This is a genomic window from Trueperaceae bacterium, assembly GCA_036381035.1.
Lineage (GTDB): Bacteria > Deinococcota > Deinococci > Deinococcales > Trueperaceae > DASRWD01.
In genome coordinates, this window is record DASVDQ010000104.1 from 1 (window position 1) to 22348 (window position 22348).

Annotated in this window: 20 protein-coding genes and 1 other RNA gene; all 21 read right to left on the bottom strand. The window is 74.2% G+C overall.

Going from position 1 to position 22348, the window contains the following annotated elements; translation table 11 throughout:
• Window positions 1-2159 (bottom strand): polyribonucleotide nucleotidyltransferase (gene pnp / locus VF202_11995; GenBank protein HEX7040834.1); only part of this gene is annotated, 2159 nt, incomplete at its 3' end.
• A gap of 172 nt (window positions 2160-2331) precedes the next feature.
• Window positions 2332-2601, bottom strand: a complete 270-nt coding sequence (gene rpsO / locus VF202_12000; GenBank protein ID HEX7040835.1) for a 30S ribosomal protein S15 — start codon at window positions 2599-2601, stop codon at window positions 2332-2334.
• A gap of 229 nt (window positions 2602-2830) precedes the next feature.
• Window positions 2831-4852, bottom strand: coding sequence for a S9 family peptidase (locus tag VF202_12005; protein ID HEX7040836.1), 2022 nt, complete (start codon window positions 4850-4852; stop codon window positions 2831-2833).
• 9 nt (window positions 4853-4861) lie between these two features.
• Entirely contained in the window at window positions 4862-5611 is a 750-nt protein-coding gene (gene rlmB / locus VF202_12010; protein HEX7040837.1) for a 23S rRNA (guanosine(2251)-2'-O)-methyltransferase RlmB, read from the bottom strand.
• A gap of 1 nt (window position 5612) precedes the next feature.
• Window positions 5613-6533 carry a riboflavin biosynthesis protein RibF gene (gene ribF, locus VF202_12015; protein HEX7040838.1) on the bottom strand — a complete coding sequence of 307 codons (921 nt, stop codon included), beginning with the start codon at window positions 6531-6533 and terminating at the stop codon, window positions 5613-5615.
• 2 nt (window positions 6534-6535) lie between these two features.
• A complete protein-coding gene (locus VF202_12020; GenBank protein HEX7040839.1) occupies window positions 6536-7027 on the bottom strand; it encodes an NUDIX hydrolase in 492 nt (163 codons plus the stop codon).
• Window positions 7028-7100: 73 nt separating this feature from the next.
• Window positions 7101-8165, bottom strand: coding sequence for a cell division protein FtsZ (gene ftsZ / locus VF202_12025; protein HEX7040840.1), 1065 nt, complete (start codon window positions 8163-8165; stop codon window positions 7101-7103).
• Window positions 8166-8192: 27 nt separating this feature from the next.
• Window positions 8193-9428 carry a cell division protein FtsA gene (ftsA, locus tag VF202_12030; protein HEX7040841.1) on the bottom strand — a complete coding sequence of 412 codons (1236 nt, stop codon included), beginning with the start codon at window positions 9426-9428 and terminating at the stop codon, window positions 8193-8195.
• Between the two features lie 21 nt (window positions 9429-9449).
• Window positions 9450-10049, bottom strand: coding sequence for an FtsQ-type POTRA domain-containing protein (locus VF202_12035; protein HEX7040842.1), 600 nt, complete (start codon window positions 10047-10049; stop codon window positions 9450-9452).
• On the bottom strand, window positions 10050-10895 hold the full coding sequence (locus VF202_12040; protein HEX7040843.1) for a UDP-N-acetylmuramate dehydrogenase: 846 nt from the start codon (window positions 10893-10895) through the stop codon (window positions 10050-10052). It abuts the gene before it with no gap.
• A complete protein-coding gene (murC, locus tag VF202_12045; GenBank protein HEX7040844.1) occupies window positions 10888-12315 on the bottom strand; it encodes a UDP-N-acetylmuramate--L-alanine ligase in 1428 nt (475 codons plus the stop codon). The genes VF202_12040 and murC overlap by 8 nt, the downstream gene beginning before the upstream one ends.
• Complete coding sequence (locus tag VF202_12050; GenBank protein HEX7040845.1) at window positions 12312-13400, bottom strand: glycosyltransferase; 1089 nt, start codon at window positions 13398-13400, stop codon at window positions 12312-12314. Before VF202_12050 ends, murC begins: the two co-directional genes overlap by 4 nt.
• The gene (locus tag VF202_12055; protein HEX7040846.1) at window positions 13397-14482 is read right to left on the bottom strand and encodes an FtsW/RodA/SpoVE family cell cycle protein; all 1086 of its coding nucleotides are present in this window, start codon (window positions 14480-14482) and stop codon (window positions 13397-13399) included. Before VF202_12055 ends, VF202_12050 begins: the two co-directional genes overlap by 4 nt.
• Window positions 14482-15984, bottom strand: a complete 1503-nt coding sequence (gene murD, locus VF202_12060) for a UDP-N-acetylmuramoyl-L-alanine--D-glutamate ligase (protein HEX7040847.1) — start codon at window positions 15982-15984, stop codon at window positions 14482-14484. Before murD ends, VF202_12055 begins: the two co-directional genes overlap by 1 nt.
• The gene (locus VF202_12065) at window positions 15978-16898 is read right to left on the bottom strand and encodes a hypothetical protein (GenBank protein ID HEX7040848.1); all 921 of its coding nucleotides are present in this window, start codon (window positions 16896-16898) and stop codon (window positions 15978-15980) included. The genes murD and VF202_12065 overlap by 7 nt, the downstream gene beginning before the upstream one ends.
• Window positions 16895-18385 (bottom strand): Mur ligase family protein, encoded by a 1491-nt coding sequence (locus VF202_12070; protein ID HEX7040849.1) that lies wholly within the window; start codon window positions 18383-18385, stop codon window positions 16895-16897. Before VF202_12070 ends, VF202_12065 begins: the two co-directional genes overlap by 4 nt.
• 101 nt (window positions 18386-18486) lie before the next feature.
• Window positions 18487-19929, bottom strand: coding sequence for a penicillin-binding protein 2 (locus VF202_12075; protein HEX7040850.1), 1443 nt, complete (start codon window positions 19927-19929; stop codon window positions 18487-18489).
• On the bottom strand, window positions 19920-20312 hold the full coding sequence (locus VF202_12080) for a hypothetical protein (GenBank protein HEX7040851.1): 393 nt from the start codon (window positions 20310-20312) through the stop codon (window positions 19920-19922). The genes VF202_12075 and VF202_12080 overlap by 10 nt, the downstream gene beginning before the upstream one ends.
• The gene (gene rsmH / locus VF202_12085; GenBank protein HEX7040852.1) at window positions 20309-21199 is read right to left on the bottom strand and encodes a 16S rRNA (cytosine(1402)-N(4))-methyltransferase RsmH; all 891 of its coding nucleotides are present in this window, start codon (window positions 21197-21199) and stop codon (window positions 20309-20311) included. The genes VF202_12080 and rsmH overlap by 4 nt, the downstream gene beginning before the upstream one ends.
• Entirely contained in the window at window positions 21196-21624 is a 429-nt protein-coding gene (gene mraZ, locus VF202_12090; protein ID HEX7040853.1) for a division/cell wall cluster transcriptional repressor MraZ, read from the bottom strand. The genes rsmH and mraZ overlap by 4 nt, the downstream gene beginning before the upstream one ends.
• Window positions 21625-21929: 305 nt before the next feature.
• An RNA gene (gene rnpB, locus VF202_12095) (RNase P RNA component class A) lies at window positions 21930-22297 on the bottom strand.
• Between the last annotated feature and the right edge of the window lie 51 nt (window positions 22298-22348).

Below are 22348 nucleotides of genomic sequence, written 5' to 3' on the forward strand. Positions count from 1 at the left end.
CCGCCGCCGCCGCCGCGGGAGCCGCGCGGCGCGACCTTGCCCTCGAGCTCGGGCCGCACCAGGTCGATCTTGCCGCGCTCGTCGATGTTGTGCACCTTGACCCTGATGAGGTCGCCCTCCTTGAGGTAGTCCTCGACGCGCTGGACGCGCCCCTCGGCGATCTGGCTGATGTGCAGCAGGCCGTCGGTGCCGGGGAAGAGGGTGACGAAGGCGCCGAAGTCGGTGGTCTTGGCGACCCGGCCGAAGTACTCCTTGCCGACCTCGGCGGTGGCCGTGAGCCCCTCGATCTGTGACTTGACGGAGTTCGCCGCCGCGGAGTCCTCCGAGTAGATCCGCACGGTGCCGTCCTCGAGGACCTCGATCGTGGCGCCCAGTGCCTCGAGCTCGCGGATCTGCTTGCCGCCGGGGCCGATGACCACGCCGATCTTGTCGACGGGGATCTTGACCTGGATGATGCGCGGCGCGCGGGGGGAGAGCTCGGGGCGCGGACCGGGCAGCGCCTCGGCCATCTTGGACAGGATGTGGAGACGGCCGCGCTTCGCCTGCTCTAGCGCCTCGCGCATGATCGCCGGCGTGATGCCGGAGATCTTGATGTCCATCTGCAGCGCCGTCACGCCGTCGGCGGTGCCGGTGACCTTGAAGTCCATGTCGCCGAGGGCGTCCTCGCTGCCGAGGATGTCGGAGAGGATCTTGTACCTGCCGCCCTCCATGACGAGGCCCATCGCGATGCCCGCGACCGGGGCCCTCACGGGGACGCCGGCGTCCATCAGCGAGAGCGAGCCGGCGCAGACCGAGGCCATCGACGAGGAGCCGTTCGACTCCAGCGTCTCCGCCACGACCCTGATCACGTAGGGGAACTCCTCCTGCGAGGGGATCGTGCCGACGAGCGCCCGCCTGGCCAGGTTGCCGTGGCCCAGCTCGCGGCGCGAGGTGCCGCGCAGGCGCTTGACCTCGCCCGTCGAGAACGGCGGGAAGTTGTAGTGGAGCATGAACTCCTCGGTCTGCTCGAGGCCGAGGTCGTCGACCAGCCTGTTGCTGCGGCCCGTGCCGAGCGTCGTCACGCCCAGCACCTGCGTCTCGCCGCGCGTGAAGACGGCCGAGCCGTGCGCCATGGGCAGCACGCCCGTCTCGATCCAGATGGGCCTGATCTCGTCGGGCCGGCGTCCGTCGGTGCGGAGGTCCTCCTCGAGGACCATGCGCCGCAGCTCGGCCTGCTCGGCCTTGTCGAAGGCGGCCTTGAGCTGCTCGACGAGCTCGGCCGCGCCGGGGGCCTCGGGGTCGGGCACGCGGGCGGCTATGAGCCTGTCGCGCAGCGCCTTCACGGCGTCGGCGCGCTCGTGCTTGCCCTTCGTGAGCAGCGCGTCCCTCAGGCCCGCCTCGCGAGCGGCGCGCGTGACCTCCTCGACCAGGGCGTCCTCGAGCTCCACGGCCGGCGTGAACTCGCGCTTCGGCAGGCCGACCTCCTCGCGCATCTCGGCGATGAGGGAGACCACGCGGGCGAGCTCGCGCTGGGCGAACTCGATCGCCCCGACCATCACGTCCTCGGGCAGCTCGTCGGCGGCGGCCTCGACCATCAGCACGGCGTCGGCGCTGGCGGCGACCGTCAGCTCGAGCTGGCTGAGCCCATCGTGGAGGTCCTTCATGCTCGGGTTGAGCACGTAACGGCCGTCCTGGTAGCCCACCGTGCAGCAGGCCGTGGGTCCCGCCCAGGGGATGTCGGAGATCGACAGCGCCGCCGAGGCGCCGATCGCGGCCAGCGGCGCCGGGTCGTTGACCTGGTCGGCCGAGAGGATCGTCGCGATGACCTGGACCTCGTTGCGGAGCTGCTTGGGGAACAGCGGCCTGATCTGCCTGTCGATGAGGCGGGCGTTGAGCGTGGCCTGCGTGCCGGGACGTCCCTCGCGGCGGAGGAACGAGCCCGGGATCTTGCCGACGGCGTAGTGCCGCTCCTCGTACTCCACGGTGAGCGGCAGGAACGGCATGGGCGACGTCGCGTCGCTCATGGCGGCCGTGACGAGGACCAGCGTGTCTCCGCAGCGCACCGTCACGCTGCCGTGGAGCTGCTTGGCGTACTTGCCCGTCTCGATGATCAGCTCGCGGCCACCCAGCTCGGTCCGGTACACCCTGTGGCCCGCTAGTCCGTGTCCTTGTGAGTCCACTCTCTCTCCTTCTGCTCCCGCTCCGCCGCCGCTCCGCGGACCGCGCCGCGGGCGGTCACCGCCGGCCCAACCTCAGGCGGCGAGGCGCGTAGCGCCCCGCCGCCCGGGATCGTGGCGTTCCCCTCGCCCGCGGCGGCCGCGGGGAGGCGTCGTCCGTATGTGACCCCGGCGTTCAGCGCCGCAGGCCCAGACGGCCGATAAGGTCCTTGTAGGCCTCGTAGTCGGTCTTCTCGAGGTACGACAGCAGGCGCTTGCGCTTGCCGACCATCATGAGCAGGCCGCGACGCGAGTGGTGGTCCTTCTTGTGCGTCTGGAGGTGCTGCGAGAGCTCCTCGATGCGCTTGGTCAGCAGCGCGACCTGGACGGCCGTCGAGCCCGTGTCGTTGGCGTCCCTGCCGAAGGCCTTCACGACCTCGGACTTCTGTTCGGCGGTGAGTGGCATCCTCTCTCCTCGTGCGTAAGATCCCTCTCCGGCGCGGATCCAGACCTAGACGTCGATGCCGAGCCAGAGGCGTCCTTCCGGACAACCGTGAGAGTCTAGCACGGGGACGGTCCCTGGGCCGAGGGCCGTGACACCGTCGCTCGCGTCCCGTGGACCGCCGCCGCGAGATCCCGGCGCGTCGCCGCGGCGGGACGGCCCGTCGAGCGTCCGGGACGCCGTGGGGCGCCCTTCAGGGGTGGTCCTCGAACCAGCCGACGATCGCCTCGAGGCGCAGCACGCGCCGGTCGGGGCGCCCGGAGCGCGAGAGCTCGTGGCACTCGCCGGGGAAGCGCAGGAGCTCCACCTCGGCCCGGCCCAGGCGCTTGAGCGCCGCGAAGAGCTGCTCGGCCTGCTCGATGGGGCAGCGCCAGTCCTCCTCCGAGTGGACGAGCAGCAGCGGCGTGCGCACGTTCGCCGCGTTGCGCACGGGGCTCTGCCGCCACAGGGTGTCGAGGTCGGCCCAGGGTCGTCCGCCCAGCTCGCGCTCCACGAACGCCGGGCCGATGTCGGACGTGCCGTACATGCTCGTCCAGTTGCTTATCGAGCGCTGGCTGACGGCGCTGCGGAAGCGGTCGGTGACGCCCACGAGCCAGTTCGTCATGAACCCGCCGTACGAGCCGCCCGTGAGGTGCAGGGGCGCGTCCGTCGCGCCCAGGGTCGCCAGGGCGGCGTCGGCGATGTCGAGCACGTCCCGCGCGTCGTCGCCGCCGTAGTCGCCGAGGACGTGGGCCGCGAACCCGTGGCCCAGGCCGGCGCTCCCGCGCGGGTTGCCGTAGACGACGGCGTAGCCGCGGGAGGCCAGGAGCTGGAACTCGAACATGAACCCGGCGCCGTAGGCCGTGTGGGGACCGCCGTGCACCTCGAGGACCGCGGCGCGGTCGGCGCGGGGCCGGCGCGGCCTCATCACCCAGTAGCGCACCCCGTGGCCGTTGGCCGCGAAGGGCCCCTCGGGCCGGTGCAGGTGCAGCCCGGCACACCACTCGTCGTTGAGCCCGGAGAGGCGCGTCTCGGCGCCCCGCGCGTCGCGGAACCAGAGCTCGCCGGGATGCACCGGCGACTCGGCGACGAACACGGCCGCGCCGCCGCCCAGCGAGGCGAAGGACGTGACCGCCCGCGGCTTGGCGCCGTCCTGCAGGCGCTCGAACGACCCGTCGAGGCCCAGGAGCCCCAGGCCCGTGACGCCGTCCGCGAACGCGTTCACGAGCAGCACCGGCTCGCCGCTCGCCAGGCTCGTCCAGGCCGGCCGGTTCGGGTGCGCGCCGTGGCGCGAGTCGCTCGCCTCGGCGGGGCTGACGTCGAGGTCGCCGGAGACCAGGCGCCTGGCGTTCGGCACGTCGCCGTCGCCGCCGGCGTCGAAGAGGAACACGCCGGTGTGGCTCACCAGGTCGTCGCGGTGCGACGCGGCCACGGCCAGGTAGCGTCCGTCGGGGGAGGGGGAGACGCTCTCGACGCTGCAGAGGCCGGCGGCGACGACGCGCTCACTGCCGCGGCGCAGGTCGACGGCGACGACGTCGGCGCGGAAGTCGGCCTCGGCCCGCTCGTCCCCCGGGCGTATCAGGTAGACGACGTCGGGGTCCGGACCCACCGCGAGCCCGTGGGCGCGCTCGGGGAGGCTCAGCACGAGCCGACCGTCGCCCGCCAGCGTGACGGCGTGCAGGTCGGGGGCTCCGGGCGGGTAGAAGCCCTCGCCGTCGCCGCGGTAGCGCAGGCGCCTCACGCGCAGCGGCAGGCCCTTCTCGGCGCGGTCGTCCTCCTCCTCGCCGCGCGAGAGGTAGAGGAGCTCCTCGCCGGACGGGTGCCAGACGAACTCCTTGACCCCGGCCGCGTGCTCGGTGAGGCGGCGCGGCTCGCCTCCGGAGAGCGGCATCACGTAGAGCTGGGGCGGCTCCTTCTCGGCCCGCACGGACAGGAACGCCAGGTGGCGGCCGTCGGGGCTGAAGCGCGGCGAGAGGTCGCGGTGCTCGGACCGCGTGAAGACCACCCCCTCGCCGAGCGCGGCCCGCGGCCAGCCGTCCTTGCCCCTGCGACCCGGACGCGCCGACGCGGGCAGCGCGAAGAGGTGGACGCGGGCGCGGTAGCGCGGCGGCGCGTCCCCCTCGCCCCGCACGATCTCGGTCACGACCGCGGCGGCGGTGCGGCCGTCTGGCGACACCTGCGGGTCGGAAACGAACCTAAGGCCGTGGAGGTCCTCGGTCTTCAGTCTGCGCGCCATGCTCTCCCCTCAGCTCCCGCGCGCCGCGGCGCGCTCGCGGCCCCTGGCGACGGCGTAGAGCAGGATGCCGGCCGCCACCGAGGCGTTCAGCGAGCCGATGCGGCCCGTCATGGGTATCGTCACGAGTCCGTCACAGCGCTCGGCCACGAGCCGGCGCATGCCGCTGCCCTCAGACCCGATCACCAGGGCGGCGTCGCGGTCCCAGTCGATCAGCTCGGGCGCCACCGCTCCCGGCCCCGACGGGGCGGCGCCGTAGACCCACACGCCGCGCTCCTTGAGCTCGTCGATCGTCCTGGCCAGGTTCTTCACGACGACGACCGGGAGCAGGCTGGTGGCCCCCGCCGACGCCTTGACGACGACGGCGGAGAGCGGCGCGCTGCGGCGCTCCTCGGTGACGACGCCATGGGCGCCGAGGGCCTCGGCGCTGCGCACGATGGCGCCGACGTTGCGGGGGTCCGTGAGGTGGTCGAGGAGCACGAGCAGCGGGCGCTCGCCGCGCGCGGCGGCCAGGTCGAACGCGTCCCGCAGGTCGCCGGTGCGGACCTCCGGCAGCTCGGCCGCCACGCCCTGGTGCTGCGTCGTGCGCAGCGCCTGGTCGAGCTGGACGCGCGGCACCTCCTCGACGTCGGCCCCGACCCTCGCGGCCTCCTTCCTGAGCTCGGCCAGGAGCTTGGGGTGGACGCCGCGCGCCACCATGACGCGCTCGGTCTGGCCCTGGCGCAGGGCCTCGAGGACGGCGTTGCGGCCGTAGATGAGCACCTCAGGGAGTATACGTACGCTCCGGCAGGGCGAGACGCCGCAGCGCGCGCCGCGCCTCCGCCTCGTCGCGGGCCAGGGCCTCCCTCAGCTCGTCGAGCCCCGCGAAGGGCCGCTGTTCGCGCAGGAAGGCGTGGAAGAGCACCGTGACCACGCTGCCGTAGAGGTCGCCGGCGAACCCGAACAGGTGCACCTCGAGGGTCGGCGGCTCGTCGGGGAACATCGGCTTGGTACCCGAGCTGGCCATGCCGCCGTAGGTGCCGGAGGGCGTCTCGACGGTCACCGCGAAGACGCCGGGCGGCAGCGCCTTGCGCTCGCCCGTCGAGACGTTCGCCGTGGGGTAGCCGATCGTCCGGCCGCGCTCCTCGCCGTGCACGACCTCGCCGGTGGCGCGGTAGGGGGCGCCGAGCAGCTCGTTCGCGCGCTCGACGTCGCCCCTCCCCAGGTGCTCGCGCACGCGCGAGGAGCTGACGACCTCGCCGCCGTGCGTCACGAGCCCGAACGCCTCGAGGCGCGTGGCGATGGGGGAGAGGTCGTTGAGGTTCCCCTGCCGTCCGTGGCCGAAGCGGAAGTCCTCGCCCACGACGATCGTGTGGGGCTTGAGGCGCCGGAGCTCGTCGACGAACGCGGCCTTGTCGGTCTTGGCGTACTCGCGGCTGAACGGCAGCATCACCACGGCCGTGGGGCCGAACCCCGCCAGCAGGTCGAGCTTCTCGCGCTCGCTGGAGAGGTAGGTGGCGTTCCCGAACACGACGCGCGCCGGGGGGAAGAACGTGACGACCACCGACGGCGCGCCGTGGCGCTCGGCGAGCTCGCGCAGGCGCCCGAGGAGCAGCCGGTGGCCGCGGTGCACGCCGTCGAAGTTGCCTATCGAGAGCATCACGCCCTTGAGGTCGAGCTCGCCGAGCGCCCGCACGACGCGCATGGTCAGGGCAGCTCCCCCCTGGCGCCGAGGAGCACGGCGAGCGCCAGCAGCGTGGTGGCGCTGGTGACCTCGTCCCCGGCGGCCACCGCGCGCCACGCCTCCAGCGCGTCGCGCCACTCCGGCTCGAGGTCCTCGTCGTCGTCGCCCTGCAGGCGCAGCGGCGAGGTGCCCTCGGCACGGAACAGGTGGGCGCGCTCGTCGGTGAAGCCGGGGGAGACGTAGCACGAGGTAAGCGGCGTCAGCTCGCCGGTGAGGCCGACCTCCTCGGCCAGCTCCCGCGCGGCCGCCTCCGCGGGCGTCTCGCCCGGCTCGACGAGCCCGGCCGGCACCTCCCAGGTGACCCGCCCGATGGCCACGCGGCGCTGCCTCACCCCCAGCACCCGCCGACCCTCGGCGACCAGCACGGCGACGGAGTCGGCGTGCCTCACGACCTCGTAGCGTCCGTCCAGCCTCTCGAGGGTGACGATGCGCCCCGCGTGGATGACCTCGCGCACGGTCTCGCAGACTAACAGAACGCCCGGGCGCGCTCAGCGCCCGGGCGCGGGTGTCGGAGCGGGAGCGGCCCCGTCAGTTCTCGTTCAGGTCGGGGTTGTAGCGGAGGAACGCCGGGATGTCGTAGTTGCTGGGGTCGTAGGTGCGGTTCGTGATCGTCGTGCGCAGGTGGGTGGGCCTGAGCACGCGGGTCTGCGGCGCCGAGTCGAAGCCGGCGGCGATGACGGTGACGCGCACCTCGTCGGCCGCGTCCTCGTCGTAGGTGACGCCGAAGAGGACGTTGACGTCGTCGACCTCGGTGGCCTCCGAGATCTTCTCGACGATCTCGGTGGCGTCGGCGAGCGTGAGCTCCTCGGAGCCGGTGACGTTGATGAGCAGGTTGCGGGCGCCCTCGACGCCGCGCGCCAGCAGGGGGCTGTGCGTGGCCGAGTTGGCGGCCTCCTCGGCGACGTTCTCCCCGCGGCCGGCGCCGATGCCCATGAGCACGGTGCCGGCGCCCTGCAGCAGCGCCTTTACGTCGGCGAAGTCGACGTTGATCATGCCGGGCACGTTGATCACGTCGGAGATGCCGCGCACGCCGTGGTAGAGCACGCGGTCGGCGACGCGGAAGGCGTCGTTCAGCCTGACCTTGCGGTCGAGGGCGGAGAGCAGCCGTTGGTTCTCGACGACGATGAGCGCGTCGACCTTGTCCTCGAGCCGGCGCAGGCCCTCCTCGGCCTGGCGCATGCGGCGCGGGCCCTCGAAGGAGAACGGCGTGGTCACGACGGCGATGGCCAAGGCGCCCAGCTCGCGCGCGACCTCGGCGACGACGGGCGCGCTGCCGGTGCCGGTGCCGCCGCCCATGCCGGCGGTGATGAAGACGAGGTCGGCGCCGCGCAGCGCCTCGGCGATGCGGTCCCGGTCCTCGATCGCGGCCTTCTCGCCGATCTCGGGGTTCGCCCCAGCGCCCAGGCCCTTGGTGATGTGGTCGCCCATCTGGATGCGGACGTCGGCGAGGCTGGTGGCCAGCACCTGCGCGTCCGTGTTGGCGGCGACGAACTCGACGCCCTGGAGACCAGTCTCGATCATGCGGTTGACGGCGTTGTTGCCGCCACCGCCGAGGCCTATGACGCGGATGACCGCGTTCTCACTGAAGCTCATCGCCATGCGCTCACGCTCCCCTGACCGTCAGAAGAAGTCCTTGATGACGTTCCGCACCCTGTCGAACCAGCCTCCGCCCAAGCTGCCCTCCCTCTTCTGGCGCCGCGTGGCGCCCGCCGGGCCCGTCTGCGCCATGCCGTAGCGCACCAGCCCGACGGCCGTGGCGTGGGCCGGGCTGGCGACGACGTCGGACAGGCCGGAGACGCCGTCCGGCTTGCCGATGCGCACGGGCAGCCGGAAGCGCTCGTTGGCGACCTGGTCGATGCCGGGCATCAGCGAGGCGCCGCCGGTGATGACGACGTTGCCGGCCAGCAGCTCGAGGGCGCCCATCTTCTGCTCGATGTTCCTCTTCACGAGGTCGAGGATCTCGACCACGCGCGGCTTGATCACCTGCGCCAGCTCGAAGGTGGAGATCGACGCGGTGTAGTTCGGGTTCGCGACCTCCAGCTCGACGTCGCGGTCGGCGAGCTCCGGCAGGGCGACGCCGTAGCGGCGCTTCACGCGCTCGGCCTCGTCGGACTGGATGCGCAACAGCTGGCTGATGTCCTGGGTGACGTGGTCGCCGCCGACCGGGATCACGGCCGAGTGGGCGAGGGTGCCGCGGCGGAACACGCCGATGTCGGTGGTGCCGCCGCCGATGTCGATGAGCACCGTCGTCAGCTCCTGCTCGCCGGGCGTCAGCACCGCCAGGCCGGAGGCCAGCGACTGCACGACGAGGCCCTCGACCTCCACGCCGGCGTCGACGGCGCAGCGGCGCAGGTTCTGCAGCGGCCCCTGCGCGCCGGCGACGATGTGGACGTCGACCTCGAGCCGCACGCCGGACATGCCGACCGGGTCCTTGATGCCGTCGTTGCCGTCCACCACGTACTCCTGCGGGATGACGTGGAGGACCTCCATGTTCTGCTCCAGGGGCACGGCGCGCGCGTTCTCGATCGTGCGCTCGATGTCCTGGCGCGTGATCTCCTGGCCGCGGCGTATGGCGGCCATGCCGTGGCTCGTGAGCGCCTTGAGGTGGCTGCCCGCCACGCCGACCCAGGCGGACCTTACCTCCACGCCGGCCATGCGCTGGGCCTCGGCGACGGACTGCTTGACGGCGACGATCGTCCGCTCGAGGTTGACGACGACCCCCTTGCGTAGGCCGTCGGAAGGCACCGTCCCCTCGCCGATGATGTCGAGCACGCCGTCCTTGGCCACCTCGCCTATGACCGTGCAGATCTTGGTGGTACCGATGTCGAGCCCGACGATGATCCGCTCGTCGCTCATGCAGGGGCCCTCCAAGGCAGGTCACTCATCGCTGGTCGCCACCCCCCAGGGGTAGACCGACACGGTACCGCCGCGGTGGTTGACGAAGGCCGACCATTGCTCACGCAAGGCCTCGGCGCTCGGGGTGTGAAGCGTTGTGCCTATCAACTGGATCTCGAATCCTTCTGGCGAGTAGCTTATCACCTGCACTCCGAAGGGCCTGAGGAGCCTCACGAGCTCCAGCGCCTCGGAGGTGCGGTCCTCGCCCCACCCCCTGAGCACAGGCAACGCTGCGGCCTCGTCGGCCGGGACGCCGGGAAGGACTGTACCATCGGCCGACCAGGTCGTGACGCCGTCCGTCAGCGCCGGCGTCCGCTCGGTCACGTGCACCGAGACCGTGTCCGGCCAGCGGCGCACGACGGTGGCGGAGAGCACCCACGGCTCGGCCCCGAGCCTGTCCACGTTGCGGCGGGTCACCCACAGGAAGGGGTCGCCCGGGTGCACGCCGGCCATGTCCATCACCTGTTCGGCGGTGAAGCGCTCGTTGCCCGTCACGACCACGTGCTCGACGCGCGGCCAGAAGCGGCTCGCCACGACGAGGGCGCAGGCCAGCACGAGCAGGGCGAGGAGGAGGCCGCGCACTCAGAACCCCCACAGGCGCCACTCGAGCTCGAGGTCCACGCCGCGGGAGCGCATCTCGGCGCGCACCTCCTCGACGAGCGCCAGCACGTCGGCGGCGGTGGCGGCGCCGAGGTTGAGCACGAAGTTGCCGTGCTCGAAGGCGACCATCGCGTCGCCCACGCGCCGGCCCTTGAGGCCGGCGCGGTCGATCAGGCGCCCCGCCGAGTCCCCGGGCGGGTTCTTGAACGCGCAGCCGGCCGACTTCACCTTCGGCTGGCCGGCGCGCGCCGCGTCGACCTTCTCCATGTACGCCTGCACGGCCTCGGGCGTGGAGGGCGTGAGCCGCAGGCGCGCGCGCGTGACGATCGCGCCGTCGGGCAGCTCGGCGCGGCGGTAGGAGAGGCCCAGCTCGTGGGCGGGCACGCGCTCGAGCGCGCCGCCGACGAACAGCTCGACCTCCTTCAGGGTGTCGGACATCTCGCCGAAGCGCGTGCCGGCGTTCATCGCGACGGCTCCCCCCAGGACGGCGGGGACGCCCAGGAGGCCCTCGAGGCCGGACAGGCCGGCCCGCTGCGCGCGCCTGACTAGGCCGGGCAGTGGCGTGGCGGCGCCGAGCCAGACGTCGGCGCGCCCGTCGAAGGCGCGCACGTCGTTGAAGGCGCGCCCGAGGCGTATCACCCGCTCTGGTACGCCCGCGTCGGCCACCAGGAGGTTCGAGCCGCCGCCCAGCACCCGGTACGGCGCGCTCGCCGCCTCCCGCAGGTCGTCCTCGTCCTCGACCTCCCACAGCTCGGCCGGACCGCCCACCTTCAGGGTCGTGTAGGCGGAGAGGAGGACCGTGCGCGCCGGGGCGGTGCGCTCAGGCACCGTCGTCCCCCGCCACCAGCGCCTCGGCCACGCGCCAGACGTCGCCCGCGCCGAGCGTGATCACGAGGTCGCCGGCGGCGGCGTCGCCCCTCAGGTAGCGCGTCGCCGAGGCGAGGTCGTGCCGCGACGCCCTGACGCCGAGCTCCGTGAGCCTGTCGACGATGAGGTCGGGCGAGACGCCGGGGATCGGGGCCTCGCCGGCCGCGTAGACCTCGAGGACCAGCACCTCGTCGGCCGCGGCCGCCGCCTCGGCGAGCTGCTTCCACTGCCTGGCCGTGCGCACCCACCTGTGCGGCTGCAGCACCGCCCGCACCCGCCTGCCCGTGGCTCGCGCCACCGAGAGCACGGTGCTGACCTCGGTCACGTGGACGGCGTAGTCGTCGACGACGAGCGCGCCCCTCAGCTCCCCCCACACCTGCCAGCGGCGCCCCACGCCCCCGAAGGCCGCCAGGCTCTCCAGCGCCGGCTCGGGGTCGAAGCCGGCCTGCGTGAGCGCCGCGACGGCCGCGGCGGCGTTGAGGGCGTTGTGCCGGCCCGGCACCTGCAGGCGCACCTCCAGCGGGGCGCCCTCGGGGCGCAGCAGGGTGAAGCGGCTGCCGCCCGCCTCGACCTCGAGGTCCGTGACCCTGAAGCCGGCCCCCTCCGACACGCCGAACGTCACGGCGGCGGGGTGCCCGGCGACGACGCGCCCGAGGTCGGGCCAGTCGGCGCTGTAGACCAGGGCTCGCGCGGAGAGGGCGTAGCGCCTGGCGGCCGCCTCGAGGTCGGCGACGCTGGCGTGGTAGTTGCGCCGCTCCAGGAAGTCGCCGGCGATGTGGTCGTCCTCGAGGTTCGTGATCACGGCGACCTCGGGCGTCAGGTCGGCGAAGCCGGAGTCGGACTCGTCGACCTCGGCGACCAGCCACTCCCCGGCGCCGTAGCGGTGGCTGCCGCCGATGCTGGGCAGCCTCGCGCCGAGCTGCACCGAGGTGCCGTCGTCGAGGGCCACGAGCATCGTGGCGAGCATGCCGGTGGTCGTGCTCTTGCCGTGCGAGCCCGTGACGCCGATCGCGCGGCGTCGCCTGAACAGCTCGCCGAGGAGCTCGATGCGCCTGACGACGAGCGCCCCCGCGTCGCGCGCGGCGACGAGCTCGGGGTGGTCGGCGGGCACGGCCATGCTGTGCACGACGACCTCGGCCTCGCCGGCGTGGCTCACGTCGTGGCCGCCCATGACCTCCACGCCGGCGGCGGCCAGGGCGTCGCGGGCGGAGTCGAGGCGCGGGTCGCAGCCGCTCACGGCGAAGCCGTCCTGGCGGCACCAGAGGGCGAGGGCCTGCATGCTCACGCCGCCCACGCCCACGAAGTGCAGGCGCGTGGTGGCAGGGTGGATCCGCGACAGGTTCTCCGGCGCGCGGAGCGCCTCGGTCTGCGGTGTGGTCACGCCAGCTCCATGACGGCGCACAAGATACGTCGGGCCGCGCCGGCGGGCGTCCGGGCCGCGGCGGCCTCCGCCGCGGACGCCCTGGCCGCCGGCTCGAGGAGCGAGCGCCACGCGTTCCCCAGGCCGGAGACCTCCCTCTCCTCGACGACGACGCCGGCGCCCGCCGCGGCGAAGGCGCGGGCGTTGTGCAGCTGGTGGTCCTCGGCGCTGGAGGGCAGCGGGACCATGACCAGCGGCACGCCGTGGTACGCGGCCTCCGAGAGCGTGCCCATGCCGGCGCGCGTCACGGCCAGGTCGGCCGCCGACCACGCGGTCGCGGCGTCGACGAACTCGTGGACGTGGTAGCGGGGCAGGCCCGCGGCGTCGACCTCGCCGGCGCGGCCGCGCCCGGCGGCGTGGACGACGTGGTGCTCCCTTCCGCCGGGCGCCGCGCAGCCGAGCGCCCGGTAGGCGGCGGGCGCCTCGCGGTTCAGCGTCGCCGAGCCCTGCGAGCCGCCCATCACCAGGGTGACGACGGCTTCCCGCGGCAGCCCCAGGGACGCGCGGGCCTCCTCGCGCGGGCGACGCTCCTCGCGCACGGGGAACGGGGCGACGACGGACCGCCTCACGCCCCTCAGGTGGCGCAGCGCCTCCTCCTGCGCGACGACGACGAGGTCGGCGCGGCGCGACAGCCAGCGGTTCACGACCGAGGGGTAGGCGTTGCCCTCGTGCAGGGCCAGCGGCAGGCCGAGGAGCGCCGCCGCGGCCGCCCCGGGGAACGAGGCGTAGCCGCCGAAGCCGACCACGACCCGGGGGCGCAGGCGGCGCAGCACGGCGACCGCCTCCGCGGCGCCGGCCGCGGCGCGCAGCGCCTGCAGCGGGCTCGGCCGGCCGCGCTCCCACTTGCCGGCGCTCACGCCGACGAACGGCACTCCCGCCTGCTCCGCCAGGCGCTCCTCGACGCCGCCCTCGGCGCCGAGGACGGCGACCGCTAGCCCTCGGGCGGCGGCCTCGCGAGCGACCGCCAGGGCGGGGAAGGCGTGGCCGCCCGTGCCGCCCGTGGCCAGCACGAGGTCCACCCCCGCGGACCTGCCGGCGCCGCTCACCGCGCCGCCCCCGCGAGCGCGGCGGGCCGCTGTCGCTCCGCCGCCTCGGCCGTGGCCTGGCGGTAGGCGACGTGTACGAAGCCGAAGGCGACGGCCACGGAGAGCAGGCTGTTGAAGCCGTAGCTGACGCCGGGCAGCGGCATGCCCGTGACGGGGAAGAGGCCGCAGGCGACGAGGAGGTTGATGGCCGCCTGGCCGCAGACGTAGGCGACGGCGCCCCCGGCGAGCAGCGCCGGCGGGCCGGTCACGGCCCGGGCGATCGCGATGCCGCGCGAGGCGAGGACGAGGTAGAGGGTCACCAGCGCCGCCACGCCGAACAGGCCCAGCGACTGGGCGATCGCGACGGCGACGAAGTCGGTCTCCACCTCCGGCACGGCCACGGCGCGCCCGGGGCCGATGCCGGTGAGGCCGCCCCTGGCCATCGCCTCGCGCGCCTGCGAGGCCTGGTAGGCCTCGTCCTGAGCGCGCTCCTGGGCGCCCCACAGGTCGGCGTAGCCCACCAGGCGGTCCTTCATGTAGCTGAACTGGCTGAGGTAGGAGCCGCCCAGCAGCAGGCCGATCAGCGCGGCCGCCAGCGAGATCGAGACGAGGCGGGTCGTGGAGATGCCGGCCATGACCATCACGGCGAAGGCCAGCACGAAGATGAACAGGCCCGTGGAGAGGTTCGGCTGGGCGACGATCGCGGCGACGGCCAGGCCGATCACGAGCATCGGTCGCCAGATCTGCCAGTCGCCGAGGTGGTTGTGGAAGAAGGCCGTCAGGTAGGCGATCACGGCGATCTTCATGAACTCGGATGGCTGCAGCGTGAAGCCCCCGACGTCCAGCCAGCGACGGCTCTCCGAGCCCTCCGGCGTGATGCCGAAGGCGAGCACGCCGAGCAGGAGCAGAAGCGTGCCGACGAAGAGGTAGGGCGAGAGCCGCGTGACCGCCCGCGGGCGCAGGCGCGAGACGGCCACGGTGAGCGCGACGGCCAGCGCCACGCGCGAGGCGTGCTCCAGCGCCGCCGACGGCTCGCCGGCCGCGACCCCGACGACGCCGAGCGCCCCCAGGGCGAGCTGCACGAAGAGCAGGGTCCTGTCCATCAGCCGCGCCCCCTCGCGGACGAGACGGACGCGCCCTCCGCGCCGGCGTCGCCCGCGCCGACGGACCCCGCGCCGCCGCCGTCCTCGCCCGGCGCGCCGCCGTCAGCGCCGCCCTCCAGCTCGGCGACCACGGCGGCGACGACCTCGCGGTAGACCCGCGCGCGGTGGGCGTAGTCGCGGAACTGGTCGAACGAGGCGGCCAGCGGGGCGAGCAGCACGGTGCCGCCGCCGTGGCGCTCGCGCAGGTGGTCGACCGCCAGGCGCACCGCGCTCTCCAGCGCCTCGCGGCCGTCCTCCTGGCGGCACTCGCGCACCTCGGTCACGGGCGCGAACTCGCGCGCCAGGTCGGGGCCGGAGGCGCCGTAGGCGACGAGCAGGTCGACGCGCTCGGCCACGAGAGGGACGAGCGAGGAGTTGTCGGCGCCCTTGGCCTGGCCCCCGGCGAGCCAGACGAGCGGCCGCCGCGAGGCTCGCAGCGCCGCCGTCACCGCGAGCGGCCTGGTGGCTATCGAGTCCTCGACGAACGTCACGCCGCCGGCCGTGGCCACCTCGGCGTAGCGGCCAGGCAGGCCGGCGAAGGTCGGCAGCCCGGCGGCGACCTGCTCGCGCTCGAGGCCAAGGGCGGCGGCGGCGAGCGCCACGGCCAGCGCGTTGCCCACCTGGTGCTCGCCCTTCACGGCCAGCTCGCCCGCGGGCAGCAGCGGTGCGCCGAACAGGCGCAGGGTGCCGTCGCGGCCCAGGTGGGCGTCGGCCTCGCGGTGGAGCGAGTAGGCGAGGGTCCGCGCGGGGGTGTCCTCCGCCCAGCCGCGCAGCAGCGGGTCGTCGGCGTTGTAGACGAAGGTCTCTCGCGGCGTGAGGTTGTCTATCAGCGCGCGCTTGGCGCGGTGGTACGCCGCCACGCTGCCGTGCCTGTCGAGGTGGTCCTCGCCGAGGTTCAGCGCCACGGCCACGTCGGGCCTGAAGGTGGGGCAGCGCTCGAGCTGGAACGAGGAGAGCTCGACGACGTGCGTGGCGCCGGGCCGCGCGACGGCCGCGAGGGCGGGGTCGTTGTTGCCGCCGGCGACGGCGTCCACGCCGGACGCCCGCAGCACCGCGGTCAGCCACAGCGTCGTCGAGCCCTTGCCGGCCGTGCCCGTGACGCCCGCGTAGCGCCCCGGCACGAGGAGGTAGGTCCACTCGACCTCGCCGATCACGGACACGCCGCGGGACCTGAGGGACGCCAGGTCGGGGTGGTCGATCCTCACGCCGGGGGCGGCGACGCAGGTGGGGAAGGCCGCGGGGTCCACCGCGGACACGTCCTCGACCCTCGTCGCGCCGAGCGACAGCGCCTCCTCGACGTCCTCCCCGTCGCGCCTGGCCTCGCAGAACGCCACGCGCGCGCCGATGCTCGCGGCCCGCCTGAGCACGGCCGTGCCGCTGCGCCCGAGGCCGTAGACCAGGAGGCCCGCCTCGGCCGGCGCCGGACCGCCCACGGCCATGGGGCCGCCGCCGGACGTCACCACGGCGCCCTCCCCGTCACGGCCAGGCCGGCCGCGACGCACAGCGCGGTGACGATCCAGAAGCGCATCGCGACCTGCTGCTCGGAGAGGCCCGCCAGCTCGAAGTGGTGGTGGAACGGGCTCATCCTGAAGAGCCGGCGCCCGCCCGTCGCCCTGAAGTACGCGACCTGGAGGACCACTGACACGACCTCGAGCACGGGTATCAGCGCGACGAGCGGGAGCGCCAGGACGGTCCCGCTGGTGATCGCCAGCCCGGCGACGGCCGCGCCCAGCGCCTCGGCGCCCACGCCGCCCATGAACACGCGGGCGGGGTGTGAGTTGTACCAGAGGAACGCCAGCAGCGACCCCAGCAGCGCGGCGGCGAGCGGCGAGCCCACGAAGAAGAGGAGCACGATCGCCGTGACGCCGGCGGCGAGGCCGTCGAGCCCGTCGGTGAAGTTGAAGGCGTTGATGCTGCCGGCCACGGCCAGCGTGTAGAGCGCGATGTCGGCCCACTCGGCCGCGAGCGTGCGGTGGCCGGCGTTCACGGACCAGACGGCGAAGCCGGCGCCGATCACGAGGTGGCCGAGGATGCGGTAGCGCGCCAGCAGGCCGGTGGCGGCGTCGACGTCCTCGCCCTCCAGGCGCCGGCGCTTGCGCGCCAGCGAGACGACGTCGTCGTAGAGGCCGAGCAGGGCCGCGGACGCCGTGGTGGCGAGCAGGGCCAGGGTCGTCTGGTCGCGCGGGCCCAGCAGGAGCACCGCGGCGGCGGCGGCGAGCAGGAAGGCGGCGCCGCCCATCGTCGGCGTGCCGGCCTTGCCGAGGTGGCTCCTGGGGCCGGACTCGCGCACGACCTTGCCCCAGCCGCGGGCGCGGGCCAGCTGCACGAAGGACCCGGTGGCGACGAGGCCCAGCGCGGCGGCGAGGAGCAGCGTCATCGCCGGCCCCCGTCGCGCGCGGCCGCGCCGCCGCTGGCCTCGCCGGCCTCGTCCCCCGCGCCCGCCTCCGGGCCGAAGCGCTCGGTCAGCGCCGCGACGAGGTTCTCGAGCTCCAGCGACCTCGACCCCTTGACCAGCACGGTCGCGCCGGGGGGCACGAGGTCGAGCAGCCCCGCGGCCTCGCGCCAGGTGGGGACGTGCCGCGCGCGCGGGTTCGCCTCGGCGAGCGCGGCGGCCTCCTCGCCGATCGCGACGACGAGGTCGAGGTCCCGGGTGGCGGCGCCCAGCTCGAGGTGGCGCGGCCGGCTGACCTCGCCCAGCTCGCGCATGTCGCCGAGGAAGGCCGCGCGCGGCGGCGGCGAGGAGGCGAGGACCTCGAGCGCGAGGGCGGCGGAGAGCGGGTTCGAGTTGTAGCTGTCGTCGATCACGGTGACCTCGCGCAGGCGCAGCCGGCGCAGGCGCCCCTTCTCGAGCCGCGCCGCGGCCATGGCGGGGAACGCCGCCGCCGGAGGCACGCCGAGGAGCCGGGCGGTCGTGAGCGCCAGGAGGGCGTTCTCCGCCATCGCTCGCCCCGGCCAGGGCAGGTCGAAGGCGAGCCCGAACGCCCGCAGGGTGAGGCCCTGGAGCCTGCCGGCGACCTCGCCGAGCGGAGGGCACGCCCGCGGCCCCGGCTCGCCGTCGCCGTCCGCGGGCGGCAGGAGCCGCGTCACGTGCGTGCGGCGGAGCACGTCGGGCGGCAGGTGCCGGGACGCCGCCTCGCCGGCCACCCGCGCGCCCGGCGCGGCGGCCAGCAGAGCGGCCTTCTCGCGCGCCACGGACGCGACGTCGCCGAGGCGGCTCAGGTGCGACTCGCCCACCGTCGTCAGCACGGCGTGGTCGGGCCGCGTGATGGCCACCAGCTCGTCCATCTCGCCCGGGTGGTCGACGCCGAGCTCGAGCACCAGCGGCGAGCCGGGCGCGCCGGCGCCGGCCAGGTCCCCGCCCGGCACGTCGAGGCCGGCCTCGGTGCGGGCCGCCTCGACGAGCGCCGCGGCCAGCGCGGGCACGGTGTTGAGGTTCCCCGGCGTCGAGCGACCGCCGAGGGCGGCGGTGAGGAGCGTCTTCACGGTCGTCTTGCCGGCCGACCCGGTGACCCCGACGACGGGCGACGCGAGCAGCCCGCGGGCGGCGGAGGCCAGCGCGGCGAGCGCGGCCCAGGTGTCCTCGACGAGCACGGCGCGGGGGTGGGGGACGTCGGAGACGACGAAGGCGGCGCCGTCCGCGAGCGCCTCGTCGGCGTGCTCGATCCCGTGGCCGGAGCTGCCGCCGCGCGCGAAGAAGACGTCGCCGGGGCGCACCCGGCGCGAGTCGTAGGCGACGCCGGTGCCGGCGGGGAGCGGCCCGGCCGGCAGGCGCCCACCCAGCAGGTCGGCCAGCGCCTCGGGGCGCAGCAGGTCCTCCGCTCCCGCGGCTCCTACCCGCCTCCCGCTGACGCGACCGTCACCCACGCCCACCATCCTATCCACACGTTACACAACGTGTGCATCATGTGCATGGACCGCATGGCCGGCGGCGGCCACCGCCCCCAGGGTCGCCGGGTCGGGGGCGCTCACGGACGCGCGGCCAGCGCCTCGGGGCGGGGCGCGGCGCCCCACGACGCGACGACGTCGGTGACGATGTCCTTGAACAGTCCCCCCGTCGCCACGGTGCTCGTGGCGCCCTCCTGCGGCTTGTGCAGCGTGACGACGACGACGACGCGCGGGCGCTCGGCCGGCACCATGCCGGCGACGGAGAGGGAGTACTCGCCGGGCACGTAGCGGCCGAGCTCGGGGTCGAAGACGTCGGCGGTGCCGGTCTTCGCGGCCATGCTCACGCCGTTCACCTTGGCGTTCCTCAGCCCGCTCGCCTCCGTGACGTGGCTCAGGAGCGCCCGCATCGTGGCGGCGACCTCGGGGGAGAGGACGCGGTGCGGCGGCGGCGTCTCCGCGCCCTCGATCAGCACGGGGGGCACGTAGAGCCCGTCGTTCGCGAACACGGAGTAGGCCACGGCGAGCTGCAGCGCCGTCGTCGAGTGGTTCTGGCCGATCGTGTTCGACGCGTGGTCCTGCGGCACCCACTGGTACCAGGGGTTGAGCTGGCCCGAGCTCGTGTAGGTGCCGCTGACGGGCAGGTCCTGGCCGATGCCGAAGCGCATCAGCCAGTCGTGGAGCTCGGCGTCGGTGAAGCGCTGGCCGAGGTGGATGGCGCCCGAGTTGCTCGAGTAGGCGAGCACGTCGGCGACGGTGAGCTGGGGGTCGTGGTAGACGACGTCCCTGAACGTCTGCTCCCCGACCCGCAGCGTCATCGGCGCCTCGACCACCTCGTCGGGACGCAGGCGGCCGGACTCGAGCAGGCCGGCGACGACCAGGGGCTTGATCACGGAGCCGGGCTCGTAGGTCTCCTGGAACGGCCTGTTGCGCATCTGGTCGCGGCCCGCCGCGGACCAGTCGTTGGCGTCGAACGCCGGGTAGCTGGCGGCCGCGAGTATCCTCCCCGTACCGGCCTCCAGAACGACCGCGGAGCCGCTCTCGGCCCCGTAGGCCTCGGCCGCCTCGGCGAGGTGGCGCTCGGCCGCCGCCTGGTACGTGGCGTCGATCGTCAGCCGGACGTCCTCGCCGGCGGCGAGGACATCGTCGAGGGTGTACTCGAGTCCCTCGAGCCCGTACCTGCCGTCGGGCTGCACGGCGCCGGTGAAGCCGACGAGCGGTCCGGCGACCCCGAGCGGGTAGCTGCGGGCCTCCACGGGACCCGTGGCCAGGACCTCGCCGGAGGACGCGACGATGTCGCCCCGCACCGCGGGCTCCGTCGGCGGGGCCGGGAACGAGGCGGGCCCGAGCTGGTGGACGGCGAAGCCGAGGAGGGCCGCGAGCAGCGGCACCGCCAGGCCGACGCGCACGAGCCAGACGCGCCGCAGCGCGAGCTCGCTGGGCTCGCGCAGCGCCACGCGCAGCGCCGACGAGCGCCGAGGGGCCGCCTGGGCGCGCGGGAAGACGGTGGAGGTGCTCAGCGCCATACGGTCCTCAGTTCCAGTGACCCCGCGGGCGGTGCGTCCTCGGGGGCGGGCTCGGGGGCGACCACGGCGGCGACGCGGCCCTCGGGGAGCGGCACCATGCCGGCCGTGGCGGACCACCTGGCCACGGCCAGGGGGCCCTCGACGGCGGCGGCCCTGACCTCGGCGCGCGCGACGCTCTGGAGCAGCGCCTCCTTCCGCGCGACGAGCGCGGCCCTCCTCTCGACCAGCTCCTGGTTGTTCGCGCCCAGCGCGGCGAGCATGAGCAGGAGCACGAGGTAGAGCGGCAGGGCGAGGCGGAACGCGCCGCCGGCGACGCGCCCCTCGGCGGCGGGGGCGGCGGGGCGCTCGTCCCGGGGACGCTCCTTCACGGCGTAGTCGGTCACGGCTCCACCTTCCTGCCGGCGCGGAGCTTCGCGGACCTGGCCCTGGGGTTGCGCGCGACCTCCTCCTCGGAGGCGGTGACGGGCTTCTTGGTCAGGACCTCGAAGCGCGGGCTGTCGAGGAGGAAGCGCTTGACGATGCGGTCCTCGAGGGAGTGGTAGGAGAGCACGACGAGCCGCCCCCCGGGGACGAGCAGGCGCGAGGCCCCCTCTAGGCCCTCGCGCAGCGCGCCGAGCTCGTCGTTGACGTGGATCCGCAGCGCCTGGAACGTGCGCCGCGCCGGGTGCTCGCGGCGCGGGCCCGGGGGGTAGGCGCCGGCGACGACGTCGGCGAGCTGCTTCGTCGTGAGGATGGGTGCGGAGGCGCGCGCCTCGGCGATGCGCCTAGCGATGCGGCGGCTGTGGCGCTCCTCGCCGTACCTGAAGATGAGCGCGGCGAGCTCCTCGACCGGGTAGGTGTTGACGACGTCGGCCGCGCTCTCGCCCTCGCCCTGCATGCGCATGTCGAGGGGCCCGTCGTGGCGGAAGGCGAAGCCGCGCCCCTCCTCGTCGAGCTGCATCGAGGAGACGCCGAGGTCCATGAGGACGCCGTCGGCGGCGCGCACGCCCTGCTCGTACGCGAGGCGCTCGACCTCCCTGAAGTTGCCGGCGGCGAAGCGCAGGTCGCCCGCGGCGAGCGCGCGCTGCCAGTAGGGGTCGCGCCGCAGGTCCTCGGCGACGCGCGGGTCCTGGTCGATCGCCAGCACCCTGCCGCCCAGCTCGATGACCCTCCTGGCGTGGCCGCCCGCGCCGAAGGTGCAGTCGACGTACCAGCCGCCCGGCGTCACCGCCAGGTGGTCCATGACCTCCTGCGGCATGACGCTGACGTGGCGCTCCGTCACCGCGTTCACCCGATCAGCTCTCTCAGCAGCTCGGGCGCCGGTGGCGCCTCCTGGACGGCCTCGAGGTTCGCGAGCCAGCGCTGTTCGTTCCATATCTCCAGCCTGTTGGGGGCGCCGACGAACATGACGTTCCCCTCCAGCGCGGCGAACTTGCGGAGGGGGGCCGGGAGGCTTATGCGCCCTGCCGAGTCGAGCTTCGTCTTCGCCGCGCCCGAGTAGAAGAAGCGGACGAAGTTGCGGGAGCTCGGGTCGGTGAGCGGCAGGTCGGTGAGGTGGGCCTCGATGTGCTGCCAGGCGCCGAGGGGGAAGACGAAGAGGCAGCCGTCCATGCCCCTGGTGACCACCATGCCGCCGTCGACGAACTCGCGGAAGGCGGGCGGCACGATCACCCTTCCCTTGTCGTCGACGCTGTACTGGTACTCGCCGAACGGCATCTGGCTCCTTGGCGGCGTGGCGGCGAGGCCGCTACTCGTTACGTCGCTCTGTGGGCGTGGTCCTCACGGACAGGCCCGACTCTACCACAGTCTCCCACAATCCCCCACACTGCTACCCCGGAGCGGCCCCCGCTGTGGCATCTCTCCCACCCGCGCCGACGGCGCGGGCGTGCCCGTGCTGCACGCGAACCGCGGAATGTGACGGGGAGAACGTTCCGGCCGGGACGGGGTCTCGAGCCGCCGCCGGACTGTCTCATCTGCAGATGAGAAAGGCGACCTTCCGGTGAGAAGGTCGCCTCCTGCGGAACGCGGGTGGGCTTGTAAGCCGGGTTCTGTGACCCCGTGCGGGGCCTCTGGTCATCTATCTGGGACGCGCGTCGCCGCGCGCCTCTAGCGGTCGCCTGGAGATGCTGGCGAGCCGGGCAGGCTCTCTCTCCCTATCGGACCTTGCTCCGGGTGGGGTTTACCTAGCTGCCCCTGTTGCCAGGGACACTGGTGCGCTCTTACCGCACCCTTTCACCCTTACGCCGGGGGCCCTGAGGCCGGCCGGCGCGGTCTGCTCTCTGTTGCACTTGCCGTCGCCTTACGCGCCCAGCCGTTAGCTGGCACCCTCGCCCTGTGGAGCCCGGACTTTCCTCGGCCCTTCCGGGCCGCGACCAGACCGCCCACACCGCGACCAAGGATGATACCACGCGGGGAGGCGCCAAGGGTAGGCCGGCCCCCG

Excerpts from the sequence above, each read along its gene's own strand:
- ftsZ (HEX7040840.1), bottom strand. The coding sequence starts at position 8,165 with ATGAGCTTCAGTGAGAACGCGGTCATCCGCGTCATAGGCCTCGGCGGT.
- ribF (HEX7040838.1), bottom strand. The coding sequence starts at position 6,533 with ATGCGCGTCGTGCGGGCGCTCGGCGAGCTCGACCTCAAGGGCGTGATG.
- VF202_12075 (HEX7040850.1), bottom strand. The coding sequence starts at position 19,929 with ATGGCGCTGAGCACCTCCACCGTCTTCCCGCGCGCCCAGGCGGCCCCT.
- VF202_12005 (HEX7040836.1), bottom strand. The coding sequence starts at position 4,852 with ATGGCGCGCAGACTGAAGACCGAGGACCTCCACGGCCTTAGGTTCGTT.
- rpsO (HEX7040835.1), bottom strand. The coding sequence starts at position 2,601 with ATGCCACTCACCGCCGAACAGAAGTCCGAGGTCGTGAAGGCCTTCGGC.
- VF202_12055 (HEX7040846.1), bottom strand. The coding sequence starts at position 14,482 with ATGGACAGGACCCTGCTCTTCGTGCAGCTCGCCCTGGGGGCGCTCGGC.
- mraZ (HEX7040853.1), bottom strand. The coding sequence starts at position 21,624 with ATGCCGTTCGGCGAGTACCAGTACAGCGTCGACGACAAGGGAAGGGTG.
- ftsA (HEX7040841.1), bottom strand. The coding sequence starts at position 9,428 with ATGAGCGACGAGCGGATCATCGTCGGGCTCGACATCGGTACCACCAAG.
- VF202_12065 (HEX7040848.1), bottom strand. The coding sequence starts at position 16,898 with ATGACGCTGCTCCTCGCCGCCGCGCTGGGCCTCGTCGCCACCGGGTCC.